17 protein-coding genes are annotated in these 15,435 nt (G+C 69.7%); 7 read left to right on the top strand and 10 right to left on the bottom strand.

Translation table 11 applies throughout. From position 1 onward, the window contains the following. Window positions 1-14 precede the first annotated feature (14 nt). From ACQ5DX_RS16180 to ACQ5DX_RS16170, 3 genes are all read left to right on the top strand, one after another. On the top strand, window positions 15-731 hold the full coding sequence (locus tag ACQ5DX_RS16180) for an IclR family transcriptional regulator (RefSeq protein ID WP_430335704.1): 717 nt from the start codon (window positions 15-17) through the stop codon (window positions 729-731). Window positions 732-847: 116 nt separating this feature from the next. Beyond that, complete coding sequence (locus ACQ5DX_RS16175) at window positions 848-2,035, top strand: 4-hydroxybenzoate 3-monooxygenase (protein ID WP_430333554.1); 1,188 nt, start codon at window positions 848-850, stop codon at window positions 2,033-2,035. Between the two features lie 177 nt (window positions 2,036-2,212). Continuing rightward, complete coding sequence (locus tag ACQ5DX_RS16170; RefSeq protein WP_430333553.1) at window positions 2,213-3,130, top strand: NAD-dependent epimerase/dehydratase family protein; 918 nt, start codon at window positions 2,213-2,215, stop codon at window positions 3,128-3,130. A gap of 62 nt (window positions 3,131-3,192) precedes the next feature. Here ACQ5DX_RS16170 and ACQ5DX_RS16165 read toward each other — a convergent pair whose 3' ends face one another. From ACQ5DX_RS16165 to pcaH, 6 genes are read right to left on the bottom strand one after another with little or no spacing between them, the layout of a single operon-like run. Beyond that, on the bottom strand, window positions 3,193-4,404 hold the full coding sequence (locus ACQ5DX_RS16165; protein WP_430333552.1) for an acetyl-CoA C-acetyltransferase: 1,212 nt from the start codon (window positions 4,402-4,404) through the stop codon (window positions 3,193-3,195). After that, window positions 4,397-5,227 carry an IclR family transcriptional regulator gene (locus ACQ5DX_RS16160; RefSeq protein WP_430333551.1) on the bottom strand — a complete coding sequence of 277 codons (831 nt, stop codon included), beginning with the start codon at window positions 5,225-5,227 and terminating at the stop codon, window positions 4,397-4,399. Before ACQ5DX_RS16160 ends, ACQ5DX_RS16165 begins: the two co-directional genes overlap by 8 nt. A gap of 2 nt (window positions 5,228-5,229) precedes the next feature. Next, complete coding sequence (gene pcaD, locus ACQ5DX_RS16155) at window positions 5,230-6,405, bottom strand: 3-oxoadipate enol-lactonase (protein ID WP_430333550.1); 1,176 nt, start codon at window positions 6,403-6,405, stop codon at window positions 5,230-5,232. Further along, window positions 6,402-7,751 carry a 3-carboxy-cis,cis-muconate cycloisomerase gene (pcaB, locus tag ACQ5DX_RS16150; protein ID WP_430333549.1) on the bottom strand — a complete coding sequence of 450 codons (1,350 nt, stop codon included), beginning with the start codon at window positions 7,749-7,751 and terminating at the stop codon, window positions 6,402-6,404. The genes pcaD and pcaB overlap by 4 nt, the downstream gene beginning before the upstream one ends. Window positions 7,752-7,764: 13 nt before the next feature. Next, window positions 7,765-8,424, bottom strand: coding sequence for a protocatechuate 3,4-dioxygenase subunit alpha (pcaG, locus tag ACQ5DX_RS16145; RefSeq protein WP_430333548.1), 660 nt, complete (start codon window positions 8,422-8,424; stop codon window positions 7,765-7,767). Further along, entirely contained in the window at window positions 8,417-9,136 is a 720-nt protein-coding gene (gene pcaH, locus ACQ5DX_RS16140) for a protocatechuate 3,4-dioxygenase subunit beta (protein WP_430333547.1), read from the bottom strand. The genes pcaG and pcaH overlap by 8 nt, the downstream gene beginning before the upstream one ends. A gap of 180 nt (window positions 9,137-9,316) precedes the next feature. On the opposite strand from pcaH, the gene ACQ5DX_RS16135 reads away from it, so the two are divergent. Beyond that, complete coding sequence (locus ACQ5DX_RS16135; RefSeq protein WP_430335703.1) at window positions 9,317-10,063, top strand: CoA transferase subunit A; 747 nt, start codon at window positions 9,317-9,319, stop codon at window positions 10,061-10,063. Beyond that, the gene (locus tag ACQ5DX_RS16130) at window positions 10,060-10,707 is read left to right on the top strand and encodes a CoA transferase subunit B (protein ID WP_430333546.1); all 648 of its coding nucleotides are present in this window, start codon (window positions 10,060-10,062) and stop codon (window positions 10,705-10,707) included. The genes ACQ5DX_RS16135 and ACQ5DX_RS16130 overlap by 4 nt, the downstream gene beginning before the upstream one ends. A 27-nt stretch (window positions 10,708-10,734) precedes the next feature. Here ACQ5DX_RS16130 and ACQ5DX_RS16125 read toward each other — a convergent pair whose 3' ends face one another. The 3 genes from ACQ5DX_RS16125 to cofD are packed head-to-tail and all read right to left on the bottom strand — an operon-like array spanning window position 10,735 to window position 13,631. Next, complete coding sequence (locus ACQ5DX_RS16125; RefSeq protein ID WP_430333545.1) at window positions 10,735-11,283, bottom strand: NUDIX hydrolase; 549 nt, start codon at window positions 11,281-11,283, stop codon at window positions 10,735-10,737. Continuing rightward, a complete protein-coding gene (locus ACQ5DX_RS16120; RefSeq protein ID WP_430333544.1) occupies window positions 11,284-12,630 on the bottom strand; it encodes a coenzyme F420-0:L-glutamate ligase in 1,347 nt (448 codons plus the stop codon). Continuing rightward, window positions 12,627-13,631 (bottom strand): 2-phospho-L-lactate transferase, encoded by a 1,005-nt coding sequence (gene cofD, locus ACQ5DX_RS16115; protein ID WP_430333543.1) that lies wholly within the window; start codon window positions 13,629-13,631, stop codon window positions 12,627-12,629. The genes ACQ5DX_RS16120 and cofD overlap by 4 nt, the downstream gene beginning before the upstream one ends. A 470-nt stretch (window positions 13,632-14,101) precedes the next feature. Here cofD and ACQ5DX_RS16110 point away from each other — a divergent pair, with 470 nt between their 5' ends. Next, window positions 14,102-14,335 (top strand): WhiB family transcriptional regulator, encoded by a 234-nt coding sequence (locus ACQ5DX_RS16110; RefSeq protein WP_430335702.1) that lies wholly within the window; start codon window positions 14,102-14,104, stop codon window positions 14,333-14,335. A gap of 10 nt (window positions 14,336-14,345) precedes the next feature. Here the strand turns inward: ACQ5DX_RS16110 and ACQ5DX_RS16105 are convergent, their stop codons facing one another. Further along, window positions 14,346-14,834 carry a metallopeptidase family protein gene (locus ACQ5DX_RS16105; RefSeq protein WP_430333542.1) on the bottom strand — a complete coding sequence of 163 codons (489 nt, stop codon included), beginning with the start codon at window positions 14,832-14,834 and terminating at the stop codon, window positions 14,346-14,348. Window positions 14,835-14,979: 145 nt separating this feature from the next. On the opposite strand from ACQ5DX_RS16105, the gene ACQ5DX_RS16100 reads away from it, so the two are divergent. Further along, window positions 14,980-15,378 carry a DUF3499 domain-containing protein gene (locus tag ACQ5DX_RS16100; RefSeq protein ID WP_430333541.1) on the top strand — a complete coding sequence of 133 codons (399 nt, stop codon included), beginning with the start codon at window positions 14,980-14,982 and terminating at the stop codon, window positions 15,376-15,378. The last annotated feature ends 57 nt before the right edge of the window (window positions 15,379-15,435 follow it).

The following is a 15,435-nucleotide window of genomic DNA, read 5'->3' as shown; positions in this document are numbered from 1 at the left end:
AGGCCGGCCGCAGCATGCTCGGCCGGGCCTTCCATGTGCTCGACGCCTTCTCCGCCGAGCGGCCACGGATGACGCAGTCGGAGTTGAGCCGCCGGACCGGGCTGCCCCTCCCGACGGTGCACCGGCTGTGCGTGCAACTGGCCGAGCACGGTGCCCTCGAGCGCGACAGTGAGGGCCGGTACGAGATCGGCGTCCGACTGTGGGAGTTGGGGGCGCTGGCACCGCGGGCGCACGGACTGCGCCAGGTGGCGATGCCGTACCTCGAGGACCTCTACGAGGCGACGCGCGAGAACGTGCAGTTGATCGTGAGGGAGGGCCTCGAGGCGCTCTACGTGGAGCGTCTGTCGGCGCGGGGTGCGGTGGCGGTCGTCGGGCGGGCCGGTGGGCGGTTGCCGCTGCACGCGTCGAGCGGTGGCCTCGTCCTCCTCGCGCACAGTGGGACGGACCTGCTCGGCGAGGTGCTCGCGGCCGGTCTCGAGCGGTTCACGCCGAACACCATCACCAGCGAGCATCGACTGCGTCAGACGCTCGACGAGATCCGGCGGACCGGGTTCATCGTGTGCCGCGAGCACCTGAACATCGGGACCCTCGCGGTCGCCGCGCCGATCCTGCGGCCGACCGGGGAGGTGGTCGCGTCGATCTCGGTGGTCGTCGGTGCTGATGCGGATCCCGCACCGCTGATCCCCGCGCTGCGGGCCGCGGCGCGCGGCATCTCCCGCGGCCTCGCGTGATGCGGGCTTCCTCGGGCGCCCGGAACTTCGTCTTTCACTGAGTGAAAGTGCCGGTTCTGCCGTCGACGGCCGGCGGGGACAGTGTTGGCCATCACGATCTACCGAGGAGATGACGCATGACCAATTCGAGCACCCGGGTCGGTATCGTCGGCGCCGGCCCGGCCGGCCTGATGCTGTCCCACCTGCTGCACCTGCGGGGCATCGAGTCCGTGGTTCTCGAGGCGCGGACCCGGGACGAGGTGGAGGGCACCATCCGGGCGGGTGTGCTCGAGCAGAACACCGTCGACCTCATGACCTCGACCGGCCTCGGTGACCGCGTCAAGGCCGAGGGTTTCGAACACCACGGCATCGAACTGCGCTTCGGGGGCCGCGGGCACCGCATCGCGTTCGACGAGCTCACGAACGGCCGCGCGGTCACGGTCTACCCGCAGCACGAGGTGCTCAAGGACCTCATCGCCAAGCGCCTCGCCGACGGCGGCGACATCCGCTTCGGAGTCTCGGATACCGAGGTCCACGACCACACCACCGACAACCCGTACATCACGTACACCGACACCGACGGCAACCGTCAGACGCTGAAGTGCGCGCTGGTGGCGGGCTGCGACGGTTCCCGGACCAAGACGCGCAAGCTGATCCCGGAGCCGTCGATCCGCCAGGACCACTTCCGCCAGTACCCGTTCGCGTGGTTCGGCATTCTGGCCGAGGCGCCGCCGTCGTCGGAGGAGCTGATCTATGCCAACCACCCGCGGGGCTTCGCGCTCATCAGCACCCGCACGCCCGAGGTGCAGCGGCACTACCTCCAGGTCGACCCGGACGACTCGGTGGACAACTGGTCCGACGACCGCATCTGGTCCGAACTGCACGCGCGCGTCGACGGGGAGGGCGCGGAGATCAAGGACGGCAAGATCTTCGAGAAGTCGATCCTGCAGTTCCGCAGCTTCGTGTGCGAGCCGATGCAGCACGGCAACCTGTTCCTCGCCGGCGACGCCGCTCACACCGTCCCGCCGACCGGCGCGAAGGGCCTCAACCTCGCCGTCGCCGACGTCTACGTGCTGTCGAAGGGCATGGCCGAGTTCTTCGAGACCGGCAACCGTGGCCGCCTCGACGCCTACACCGAGACGGTGCTGCCGCGAATCTGGCGCACGCAGCACTTCTCGTGGTGGATGTCGTCGATGCTGCACCGTCTGCCCGACGCCTCCGGCTTCGATCACAAGCGTCAGGTCGCCGAGCTCGACATGGTCACCCGATCCGTGGCCGGGCGCACCCTCCTCGCCGAGAACTACGTGGGTACGCCGCTCGGCTGAGCCGCGGCTGGACGGGTTCGGCCGGCCCCGCATGGTGGCGGGGCCGGCCGAACCCGCGCGCCGTCCGAGATCGGACGGGTCCGATTTCTCGCTCGGTGAGAAACGGGGGATGCGTGCAGGGGTGTCGCCCTTAGGTTCGTGAGAGCTGTACCGCTCCACCTACAGAAGAGGCATTCCATGAAGATCCTGATCGTCGGCGGCACCGGCATGATCGGTGCCCACACGGCACTCCACCTGCGTGAGGCCGGCAACGACGTCACCGTCGCCGCGCGCAACCCGCTTGCCGACGACTCGCCGGTGCGGGACTTCCCGGTGCTGCTCGGCGACTACACGGAGCAGACGTTCACGGCCGACCAGTTGGCGCCGTTCGAAGGCATCGTGTTCGCCGCCGGCCAGGACATTCGCCACATGGGCCGCGACGTGGACGAGGCAGAGTTCTGGGAGAAGACGCAGTCCGGCGGTGTGCCGCGCTTCGCCGCGCTCGCCAAGGAGGCGGGGGTCTCGCGCTTCGTCCAGGTCGGCAGCTACTACCACCACCTGCGGCCGGAGTACGCGGAGACCATGCCGTACGTCGCGGCCCGCAAGGCGGCCGACGAGGGTGCCCGCGCGCTGGCCGACGACACCTTCAACGTCTCGACGCTGAACCCGCCGTCGATCCTCGGCGCCATCAGCGGCGTGTCCGCGAAGCGCTACCGCAAGCTGTTCTCGTGGGCCGCGGGCAACGAGCCGCAGATCCCGGACTTCGCGCCCGCCGGCGGCACGAACTACATGTCGGCGCACTCGCTCGCCGAGGCGATCTGGGGGGCGCTGCAGCACGCCGAATCCGGCAAGGCGTACCTGATCGGCGACCAGAACCTGACGTTCACCGAGTACTTCCAGATGCTCGTCGACGCCGCCGGCGGCAACCGCACCATCGAGGAGCGCAACGAGGAGCACCCGCTGCTGCCCGACAGCTTCATCGTGCAGGGCCGCGGCAACGCCATCGCGTACGAGACCGATCCGGCCGAGACCGCGCTGCTCGGGTACACCAAGGGCGACTGCGCACGCGCGATCGCGGAGATGTACGAGATTGTGCAGGCGGCCACGGCTCGCTGATAGTCACGAATAGGCCGGTCCCGCAGAGTGATCCGCGGGGCCGGCCTTCGTCGTGACGGGAATCAGGAGATGCGTTCGAACACTGCGGCCAGGCCTTGGCCGCCGCCGATGCACATGGTTTCGAGGCCGTAGCGGGCCTCGTGGCGGTCCATCTCGCGCAGCAGTGTGGCGAGGATGCGGGCGCCGGTCGCGCCGACGGGGTGGCCGAGGGAGATGCCGGAACCGTTGGGGTTCAGGCGCGCGTCGTCGGGTTCGAGGCCCCAGGTGCGGGTCACGGCGAGGGCCTGGGCGGCGAAGGCCTCGTTGAGTTCGATGACGTCCATGTCGGCGAGTGTGAGATCGAGTCGGGCGAGGGCCTTCTCGGTCGACGGCACGGGGCCGATGCCCATCGTGCGGGGCGGGACGCCGGCCACGGCCCAGCTGGCGAGCCGGGCGAGTGGGCGCAGGCCGAGGGCCTTCGCCTTCTCGGGTGTGGTGACGATCGCGATGGCGGCGCCGTCGTTCTGGCCGCTGGCGTTGCCGGCGGTGACGGTGGATTCGGGGTCGACCTTGCCGCGGATCGGGCGGAGCTTGGCGAGGGATTCGAGGTTGGTGTCGGCGCGGGGATGTTCGTCGGTGTCGACGATCAGTGGGTCGGCTTTGCGCTGTGGGACGGTGACCGGGACGATCTCCTGCGCGAAGATGCCGCTGCGCTGTGCGGCGACGGCGCGTTGGTGGGATTGGACGGCGAGTGTGTCCTGGTCCTCGCGGCTGATGGAGAATTCGGCGCGCAGGTTCTCGGCGGTCTCGATCATGCCGCCGGGTACCGGGTAGTTGCGGCCGCCGGCGGTGACGCGGGCGCGGGCGAGTCGGTCGTTGAGGGTGAGGGATTCGCCGCGGACGCCGTATCGCATTCCGGTGGCGTAGAACTCGGCTTGGCTCATGGACTCGACGCCGCCGGCGAGGACGAGGTCGCTGCCGCCGGACTGGACCTGCATGACGGCCTGGATGATGGCCTGCAGGCCGGAGCCGCAGCGGCGGTCGACCTGGAGGCCGGGGACGTCGATGCCGAGGCCGGCGTTGAGGGCGGCGATGCGGCCGATGGCGGGGGCTTCGCCGCCGGGGGAGGCCTGGCCGAGGATGACGTCGTCGATGTCGGATCCGGAAATGCCGGTGCGGGAGACGAGTTCGGTGATGACGGTGGCGGCGAGGTCTTCGGGGGCGATGTCTCGGAAGACGCCACCGAAGCGGCCGACGGGGGTGCGGAGGGGTTCGCAGATGACTGCGTCAGGCATGTTTCCGTCCTTGGGGCGAAGGCGATTGACTCTGGGTGCGGGTGAGGTCCGCGGAGATGGCGTCCGCAGTCGCGACGGCCGCGGGCACGAGCGTGTCGTACACCGCCTCGGTCGTGTACCGGGCGGCCTGAGTGGAGATGTTCACGGCGGCGACGACGGTGCCGTCCCGGTCGCGGATCGGTGCGGCCAGCGAGCGCAGGCCTTCCTCCAGTTCCTGGTCGACGACGCAGAATCCGTCGGACCGGACCTTGTCGAGTTCGGCGCGCAGTGCGTCGGGTGTGGCGATGGTGCGCCCGGTGAGCGGGGTCAGGTCCACGCTCGCGAGGTAGGCGTCCAGGTCGGCGGGACCCAGTCCGGCCAGCAGCACGCGACCCATCGACGTCGCGAACGCGGGGAAGCGGGTGCCGATCGTGATGGAGACCGTCATGATCCGCCGGACCGGGACGCGCGCGACGTACACGACGTCACCGTTGTCGAGGATCGACACCGACGTCGACTCGTGAACCTGGTCGGACAGCGCCTCGAGGTGCGGTCCGGCGAGCTCGGGCAGCGACAGGCTCGACAGGTAGCTGTACCCGAGTTCGAGGACCCGGGGGGTGAGCCAGAATGCGGAGCCGTCGGTGCGCACGTAGCCGAGTTCGGTGAGCGTGAGCAGGAACCGGCGGGCCGTCGCCCGGGTGAGGTCGGTGGCGCGTGCCACGTCGCTGAGCGTGCGACGCGGGTTCTCGGCGTCGAACGCCTTGATCACGGAGAGTCCGCGCGCGAGCGACTGCACGTAGTCGGTCGAGGCCCCGGTCGGTTCGGTCCCACTCGAATTCGTCACTGTCACGTACTCCCATCGGTGGCACCCGCCAGGTCGGCGAGGGCCTGCTTGCCGAGCGCGAACGCCCGGTTGCTGTTCGGCACACCCGCGTACACCGCGGTGTGCAGGAATACTTCCACGAGCAGGTTCGGGTCCATTCCGGCGCGTAGCGCGGCCCGGATGTGCATGTCGAGTTCGTGTTCGTTGCCGACCGCGGTGAGGATCGCCAGGGTGAGCAGTCGGCGGGTGGGGTGGTCCAGTCCGTCCCGGGCCCAGATGTCGCCCCACGCGGTGCGGGTGATGAAGTCCTGGAACGGCTCGGTGAACGGCGTGCTGCCCGCGATCGCCCGGTCCACGTGTGCGTCGCCGAGGACGGAGCGGCGCACCGTCATCCCGACGTCGTGCACGGCGCGGCGGGAGACACCCACCGGTGTTGCCGCGGCGATGTGGCGTTCGATCAGCCGGGTGATCGCGCCGGCCTGCTCGACGTTGGCAAGGTGCGCGCCGGGGGAGACGACGTGGAATTCGGCGCCTGCGACGCCGTCGGCGATCGCCTGCAGCGCCGCCGGCGGGGTGGGCCCGTCCTGCTCGGCGGCGATCACCAGCGTCGGGGCGACGATGCGCGCGAGGTCGGCGCGCCCGTCCCACTGTGACAGCGCCTCGCAGCACGCGGCATACCCCTCGTCGGAGGTACCCGACACCATCGCGACGTGGCGGTCGACGAGCTCCGGATCACGCTGCGCCAGTTCGGGAGTGAACCACCGGCCGACGACGGACTCGGCGATCGAGGCGATGCCGTCGGCGCGGACGGCCGCGGCGCGGTCGAGCCACGGCTGAGCCGGGGCGAACTGGGCCGACGTGCACATCACCGTGAGGGTCCGCACCCGCTGCGGATGGTGTGCGGCCAGCCACTGTCCGACGGCGCCGCCGAGCGACAGGCCCACGAAGTGCACCGAGTCCAGGCCGAGCTTGTCGAGCAGCGCGATCACGTCGCCGCCGAGGTCGGCCATCGTGTACGGGCCCGCGGGGGCGGGCGAGCCGCCGTGCCCGCGGTGGTCGACCGCGATCACACGGTGGGCGGCCGACAGCGCGAGGATCTGCGGATCCCACATGCGCAGGTCCGAGCCCAACGAGCCGAGCAGCAGGACCGGCGGCGCGGCGGGGTCGCCGTGCGTCTCGAAATGCAGGTCCACGGTCATCGATGTCCTCCGGTGGTGCGGGCGGGCGGTGCCGCCCGGTTGGCGAGCGCGCGGTCGACGAGGTCGACGGCGTGGCCGAGATAGTGCGACGGGTCCAGCAGGTCGCGGAGCGTGTCGGCCGAGAGGTGCGCGGTGATGTCGGGCGCCCGGTCCAGCGGGACGCCGGATGCGGCTGCGGCGGTCACGATGTCGCGTGCCGAATCGGTGTACTCCGACAGGGCTCCGGTCACCCGTTCGGCGAGGATCAGTCCGCCGGTGAGCGAGAGGTTGCGGTCCAGGGCATCGGTGTCGACCCGCAGGCCGCCGATGCTCGACGCGAGCCGGTGTGCGGCGCCGCCGGTGAGCCGCAGCAGGTCGGTGACCGTCTCCCACTCGGCGTGCCACGCGCCGGCCGCGCGGGCGAACTCGTGGTCCATCGACGACAGGATCGTCGAGACGAGGCCCGGAACCCGGCGCGCCGCCGCCCGTGCGGTGATGGCGGCGACGGGATTCTGCTTGTGCGGCATGGCCGACGAGCCCCCCGGTGCGTCCTCGGCCACCTCACCGAACTCGGTCGACGCCATCAGCGTGATGTCGGTGGCGGGCTTCGACACGGCCCCCGCCGCGATGCCCAGCGCCGTGGCCAACGCGGCGACCGGGGTGCGGGTGGTGTGCCACGGAACGACCTGCCGGGCCAGGTCGAGTTCGTCCGCCAACGCGTCGGCCAGGTCGAGTCCGCGGGGCGCAGTGGCGGCCAGAGTGCCTGCCGCTCCGCCGAACTGGACCGGCAGCGTCGACAGGGTGTGTTCGAGGGCATCGGCAGCGGCGTCGAGCCCGGTGAACCACGACACGGCCAGCGCGCCGAACGTCGTGGGCAGCGCCTGCTGTCCGAGCGTGCGCGCCACCATCGGGGTGCTGCGATGGTGGCGCGCGAGATCGGCGGCCGCGTCCGACGCGGTCCGCAGATCGCTGACAACGACTCGGCCCGCCCTGCGCGACAACAGCATCAGCGCCGTGTCCATGACGTCCTGGCTGGTGGCGCCGACGTGCACTGCCGCGGCGGGCACGCCGTGACCGGCGCAGGCCGCGCGCAGCGTGCGGACGAGCGGGATCACCGGATTGCCGCCCGACGCGGATCGGCGGCCCAGATCGGAGATATCGATCCCGCCGGGCTCGGCGAGGCGCGCGGACACCGCGGTGACGGTGGCCGCGTCGTCGCCGGTCACCAGTCCGACGGTGGCGGCCGCGCGGGACAGTGCGGCCTCCATCTCGAGCAGGGCCTCCACCCACGCGCGGTCCGAGATGTTCTCGGCGAGTGCGTCTGCGCCGAAGACGGGGTCGAACAGTTCGCCGCGGGTGTGCGTCACGAGTGGCTCCTGATCACAGCTCGAAGAACGGCGTCTCGACACCGTCGGGGTCGCTGTCCTGAACATAGACCGTGAGGCTGTACCCGCCGTCGGTCTTGCGGGCGATCAACTTGGGGCGCTGCGACTCGGGCAGGGACGTCAGCACGGGGTCCGTGGCGTGCGCGTCGGTGTCCTCCGGGAAGTACAGCCGCGTGTACAGGCGCTCGAGCATGCCGCGCGCAAAGACACCGACGTTGACGTGCGGCGCCTCGACGGTGTCGTCCTCCGCGGGAAGCGCGCCCGGCTTGACCGTGTGGATCAGCGCGGTGCCGGTCTCGTCGGCGCCGGCCCGGCCGAAGCCCCGAAATCCCGCGGGATCCGGCTCGATTGCGCCGCGCGGGTCGTCGGGGTGCGCGAAGCGTCCCGCGGCGTCGGCCTGCCACGTTTCGACCATCGCGTCCGTGACGGGCTCACGGTCGCCGTCGATCACGGTGATGCGCAGCGTGATCCGGCCCTCGGCGCCCTCGGGGGCGGCGTCCGGGCCGTCCGCCCACGGCAGTCCGATGTGCCAGTAGGGGCCCACCGTCTGGGAGGGGGTGACGCCGAACTCGGCGGTGGTGAAGTCGCCGGGCGTGACCGGATAGGTGGGTGCAGGGTTCTGCGGTCCGGCGGTCTGCGGGGCAGTGTCAGTCATCGTGATCCTCGTCCTCGAACAGGGTGGCGTCGCGTCCACGCAGGACGATGTCGAAGCGGAAGCCCAGCGCCCAGTCGGCGACGGTCGCGTCGTAGTCGAAGACGCTGACCATCCGGTGCCGTGCCTCGGCCGGAACGGCGTTGTAGATCGGGTCCTGGAAGAACAGCGGATCGTCCGGGAAGTACATCTGCGTCACCAGTCGCTGCGTGAACGACCGGCCGAACAGCGAGAAGTGGATGTGCGAGGGCCGCCACGCGTTGTCGTGGTTGCGCCACGGGTACGCGCCCGGCTTGATCGTCGTGAACGTGTAGTGGCCGTCGGCATCGGTGACGCAGCGGCCCACGCCGTCGAAGTGCGGGTCCAGGGGAGCAGGCCAGTTGTCGCCGGTGTGGCGGTAGCGGCCGCCGGCGTTGGCCTGCCACACCTCGAGCAGCGTGTTCGGGACGGGCTTGCCGTTCGCGTCGAGAACCCGGCCGTGGACGATGATCCGCTGCCCCTGGGCCTCGCCGCCGTTCGCGATCGTCAGGTCGGCGTCGCCGGGCCGGACGCGATCCTCGCCGAACACAGGCCCGGTGAGCTCGCCGAGTCGCTGCGGGATCAGTTTGAGCGGCCGGCGCGGACTGCGCAGCCCGGTCGTCTTGTAATCGGGAAAGTCCGGCGGCGCGTTCACGCCGTCGCCGGCGGGCCGGTACTGCGGGGGCAGGTGAAGCATGTGGGACCTCGTTCGGGAACAGGTGAGGGGGAATCGAGACTGTTCGCAATGTGGACGATGTGACGCTATACGAACAATCTAGTGCGTCCGGGCGAGTCAATCAACGGCTGGCGGTAATTCTGTTCGCGATACGGACGAGGGTTCACAATACGTACGTCTGGTCGTATGCTGACGGCCATGATGGACAAAGTCATTGCCACGGCGGCCGAAGCCGTCGCCGACATCCCGGACGGTGCAACCATCGCGGTCGGTGGATTCGGCCTGGTCGGGGTGCCCGAGATCCTCATCAACGCGCTCCTCGAACAGGGGGCCACGGACCTCGAGACGGTGAGCAACAACTGCGGCACCGACGGCTTCGGGCTCGGCGTCCTGCTCGAGAAGGGCCGCATCCGCCGCACCATCAGCTCGTACGTGGGCGACAACAAGGAGTTCGCGCGGCAGTACCTGTCGGGTGAGCTCGAGGTGGAGTTGACGCCGCAGGGCACGCTCGCCGAGCGACTGCGTGCGGGCGGCGCCGGCATCCCCGCCTTCTTCACCCCGGCCGGTGTCGGCACCCAGGTCGCCGAGGGCGGGCTGCCGCGCCGCTACGACGGCAACGGCGGTATCGCCGTCGCCAGCCCGGTCAAGGAGACCCGCGAGTTCGACGGCACGACGTACGTGATGGAGCGCGGCATCGTGGCCGACTTCGCCCTGGTGCACGCCTGGAAGGGCGACCGCCACGGCAACCTCGTCTTCCGCCGCAGCGCCCGCAACTTCAACCCGCCCGCCGCGGCATCGGGCCGGATCACCATCGCGCAGGTCGAGCACCTCGTCGAGCCGGGGGAGCTGGATCCCGACCAGATCCACACCCCGGGCATCCACGTGCAGCGCGTCGTGCCCGTGGGCAAGGTCACTGTCGGAATCGAGAAGCGAACGGTACGAGCATGACTCAGGTAGCGAACCAGAAGCTGACCCGCGAGCAGATGGCCGCGCGGGTCGCGCAGGAACTGTCCGACGGCCAGTACGTCAACCTCGGCATCGGCATGCCGACCCTGGTGCCCAACTACATCCCCGAGGGCATCACCGTCGTGCTGCACTCGGAGAACGGTGTGCTCGGCGTCGGGCCGTACCCCACCGAGGACGAGCTCGACCCCGAGCTGATCAACGCCGGCAAGGAGACCATCACGACCCTGCCCGGCGCGTCGTTCTTCGACTCGTCGCAGTCGTTCGGGATGATCCGCGGCGGCCAGGTCGACGTCGCGGTGCTCGGCGCGATGCAGGTCAGCGCCACCGGTGATCTCGCCAACTGGATGATCCCCGGACACATGGTCAAGGGCATGGGCGGTGCGATGGACCTCGTCCACGGCGCCAAGCGCGTCATCGTGATGATGGAGCACGTCTCCAAGAAGGGCGAGCCCAAGATCCTCGACGAGTGCACCCTGCCGCTCACCGGCAAGGGCTGCGTCCAGCGGATCATCACCGACATGGCGGTCCTCGACGTCACCGACGAGGGGCTGCGGTTGGTCGAGACCGCCCCCGGCGTCAGCGTGGACGACGTGGTCGCGGCGACCGCGGCGACACTGCTGGTCTGAGCAGACCGGTCGGGCCGGTCGCCGCGCTCAGCGCGCGGCGGCCAGCCGGACCAGGTGGTCGATCGTCTCCTTCTCCGCCCCCTCGGGCAGGTCGTCGACGGGGAACCAGCGCAGGTCCTGGGACTCGTCGCTGATGGTGATCGGCGCCCCTTCGGGTGCCCGGACCAGGAACCGCAGATCCAGGTGGCGGGTGGGGACACCGAGCGAGCACGTGATCGGGTGCGTGTGCGCCGACAACAGCCGGTGGTCGATTCGCAGACCCTCGATACCCGACTCCTCGCGCGCCTCCCGTAGCGCCGACGCGACGACGGTGTCGTCGCCCTCCTCGCAGTGCCCGCCCAGTTGGATCCACCGCCCCACCCGTGGGTGCAGCGTCAGCAGCACGTGGCAGCCGCCCTCGTCGAGGACGAGCGACGACGCCGTGATGTGCCCGGGTGCGTGCGAGCGCAGGCAGCCGTCGGGCGCGGAGTCGAGGAACGCGAGCATCGTGTGCCGCAGCGACTCCGCGTCCTCGGAGTCGGCCTCCCAGTCGGTCAGGACGTCACGCGCGGACGCGTGCAGCGATTGTGCCGACATCTACAACTCCAGTAGGGCGTCGCCCGGAACTCTGGGGTCGCGCGGGGTCAGCGGTTCGATGGGATGGCCGACGGCGATCGCCCCCAGCGGCTGCCAGTCGTCCGGCAGGCCGAGCTCGGCGCGGACCGTGTCGGCCGCGAAGATCGTCGACCCGATCCAGCAGCTGCCGATGCCCCGCGTGGCGAGCGAGACCAGCAGCCCCTGCACCGCGGCGCCCACGGCGACCGTGAACATCGTCGACTCGGCGCGTGTGCGCCGCTCGTCCGGGTAGTCGTGTGCGCCGTCGGGCACGCAGAACGGGATAACCACCTCGGGCGCCCGGAACAGGATGTCGCCCCGCGCCACCCGACGCTCGATCCGTTCGGCGCTCATGCCGTCCGCGGCGAGGTCCGCGCGCCAGCGCGCACGCATCGCCTCGAGTAGGCGCATGCGGGTCTCGACGGTGCGCAACCACACGAACCGCACCGGACGGGTGTGGTGCGGCGCCGGCGCGGTGAGTGCTTCGGCGATCGAGTCGCGCAGCACCTCGGGATCGACCGGATCGTCGGCGAACTCGCGCACCGAGCGGCGCAGCAGCAATGCCTCGCGCCGGCCCAGCTCGAACGACTCCGCGGTGCCCAGCCAGAACAGGTCCTCGGGCCCGCGGCGGATCAGCTTGTCCGCGGAGGAGCCGTCGTCCTCGAGGTCGAACCCACGGACGACCGCGACCGGGACGCCCCCGAGCTTGCCCTTCACGAGATCGCCTGCGGCAGCGATCTCGTCAGCGACCGCGACCTCGGTCACGAACAGCTCGTTGCCCTGGCTGTCGACGGCACCCGCGTACGCGTGCAGGACGGGGACGCCGGCCGCGCCGATCGCCGCGTCGATCTGGCCGATGCGCCACGCCCGACCCATCGTGTCCGTCACGACGACCGCGACATCGATGCCGAGACGAGACTTGATGTCCCCGCGCAACTTCCGTGCGCTGCCGTCCGGATCCTCGGGCAACAGCGCCAGTTCGGAGCCGTCGACGTTCGATCCGTCGATCCCCGACGCCGCCTGCACGATGCCGAGCTTGTTCTCGGTGATCAGCGTGCGGCCCTTCCGCGCCACCACCCGGACCGCCTCCTGGTCGACCAGGAGACGGCGGGCCGCATCGCGTTCGTCGGGATCGGTGGGGGACTGCACGATCCGGCCCTCGACCTTCGAGAACACCTTGCTCGTGACGACCAGTACATCGCCGTCGGCGAGCCAGGGCGCGGCCCCGGTGATCGCGGCGGCCAGGTCGTCGCCCGGTCGGAACTCGGGCAGGCCCGGGACGGGCAGGATCTCGATCGACCGCCCGGCTCCGTGATCGCGCACGGTCACAGTGGGACTCCGGCCACATCGAATGCCGCGCGGACCATCTCGGCGGTGGCCTCCGGATCGGTCATCAGCAGCGGGACGCTGCGGACGTCGACACCGGGGACGTCGGCCTCGTCGGTGGAGTGGACGAGCCAGCCGTCGAGGATGCCGGTACCGGACCGGGCGCCGTAGTGGCGGCCGATCGCCTCCGCCGACGTCTCGACGCCGATCACCTCGAGGCATTCGTCGGCCATGCCGCGCAACGGCTTTCCACCGATGATGGGGGACAGGCCGACAACCTTCGCCTTGGTGGTGCGCAGCGCGCCACGAATGCCGGGGACGGCCAAGATGGCGCCGATACTGACGACCGGATTCGACGGCGCCAGAAGGACGATGTCGGCGGTCTCGATCGCCTCGAGTACGCCCGGTGCCGGTTTCGCCTGGTCTGCACCGATATGCGCGAAACTGTGCGTCGGGATCTGCGCGCGATAGCGAACCCACCACTCCTGGAAGTGGATCGCCTTCTGATGCTCCCCGGACGGATCGTCGGGATCGGTGACGACAACATGGGTTTCGCTGCGATCGTCGCTGACCGGAAGCAGTGCGACACCGGGCTTCCAGCGATTGCACAACGCCTCGGTGACGGCCGACAGCGGGTACCCGGCGCGCAGCATCTGGCTGCGGATCAGGTGTGTCGCGATGTCACGGTCGCCGAGTCCGAACCAGTCGGGCTGGGCACCGTAGGCCGCGAGTTCCTCTTTGGCATTCCAGGTTTCGCCGATATGACCCCAGCCGCGTTCCGGGTCGATCCCGTCGCCCAGGGTGTACATGCAGGTGTCGAGGTCCGGGCAGATGCGCAGGCCGTGCATCCACACGTCGTCGCCGACATTGACGACGGCGGTGATTCGATGGTCGCTCCCACCTGGGGCGTTCGGGTCCCCGGTGGTACCGCCACCGAGCAGACTTCGAACTCCTTGGAGGAAACGGGCCCCTCCGACGCCGCCAACCAATACAGTCACGTTCACAACTCGAAGCCTATGCGGTGGTGTCGCATGCCACTCGGCGCAGTCTCTTCGGCCGGGTTGTATCACGCTGTTCGGGGGAGTGCGGGATGGTAGACGACTTTCCGTTTCAGCTTGACCCGACACGCCAGGGCATGTCTAATCACATGTATGTCATTCCAGGTTCGAGGGGCGAGTTCACTTGGGACGACCCTCGACTCGAACGATCGTTCGGGTGAGTGCGGGACGATCGTCGGGGTGGGAGCGGCAGAACGCGATTCGAGATGAATTCAGATTTTCTGCGCTAAAAACAGGTGAGGAGGCAGAGCGATATGATGCCCTACCAGCACTACGAGTTCGAAACTCCTCTGAGCGTGGTCGGCGACGAAACGCGGACCGATTCCGATGCGGGTGCCACAGTTGGCGCCGGCTTCGAAGACTTCGAGCTGGGCGTCACGGTTCCCCAGCTGAGTCTGATTCCCGGCTTCGATGCGATGTTCGAGGTCGATGAGGAGCAGTGGCAGGACCGCGCGCTGTGCGCGCAGACCGACCCCGAGGCCTTCTTCCCGGAGAAGGGCGGGTCCACTCGTGAGGCAAAGCGGATCTGCATGGGCTGCGAGGTCCGTGGGGAGTGCCTCGAGTATGCGCTCTCGAACGACGAGCGGTTCGGCATCTGGGGCGGGCTCTCCGAGCGTGAGCGCCGTCGCCTCAAGCGCGGAATCATCTAGTACGTCGTTTTCAATCGTCCCCGGGTAGATCGGGGTCGATTACCTCGGGGTCGACCCCCAGATAGGTCGACACCTGTTCGACGAGCACGTCGTGGACGAGGTCCTCGAGGTCCTGAGGATCCTTGGCGCGCAACTCGATTGGGCGCCGGAACAGCACGATGCGCGCACGCGTCGCCGTCCCGTGGCGATCGATGCCGGCCGGGATCAGTCGAGACAGAGGGACCGGCCCGTCGGCCACCACTTCGGGCGGCCAGTTCACCGAATCGGGGTCGATCGCGCGGATGCGCGGCACATCGTCCACCGCGATGTCGAGCTTGGTGAGCCGGTCGTGCCACCGCGCGTCGATCGGCTCGAACGCGCCCAGGACCATGTGATCGAACTTCTCTGCGCGCGTCCGCGCCGCCGGCAGGTCCGGCGGGAAGAGCGGGCCGCGGATGCCCCGGCCTCTCCGCGCGACCGATCGTGATGTCAGCGGGCGGGGACGACGAGATCTGGCCATGTACGCGACATTACAGCGGCTGTCCGACGACGCCGCCGCGTCACCGCCCGCCTTCTCCCCGGCACTGTGTATTCCACTGTTCGAAGGCCGTGCATCGGTGTGTCCGAGTAGGCCGACTGGACACTTAGGGCTAGTCTCCTTGCTTGTGAGATCACTGCGTCGATGCTGCCGACCTGGGTGCAAGAACCCTGCTGTCGCCACCTTGACGTACGTGTATTCGGATTCGACTGCCGTCGTCGGGCCGCTGGCCACCGTCGCGGAACCGCACTCGTGGGATCTGTGTGAGACCCACGCCTCCCGGATCACCGCGCCCAAGGGCTGGGAACTCGTGCGCTACGAAGGCGGCTTCTCGTCGAGCACGCCCGACGAGGACGACCTCACCGCCCTCGCCGAGGCTGTTCGCGAGGCTGGTCTGGGTGAGCGTCCCCGGACCGACACGGGCTCCACCGAGTCGCGCCCGGGCGCGGCGCCGCAGTCTGCTCCGCCCACCGCACGAACGGGCCGTCGCGGACATCTCCGCGTCCTGCCCGATCCCGCGAACTAGCGGTCCACATCACCCCCAGGCGCCCCCGATAGGTGCCTGACCTTGCTTTTCGTCTGC

This window comes from Rhodococcus sp. ACT016 (assembly GCF_050477185.1).
Classification (GTDB): domain Bacteria; phylum Actinomycetota; class Actinomycetes; order Mycobacteriales; family Mycobacteriaceae; genus Prescottella.
Note: the sequence above shows the minus strand (reverse complement) of the source record. Positions and strands in the feature narration are given on the sequence as shown.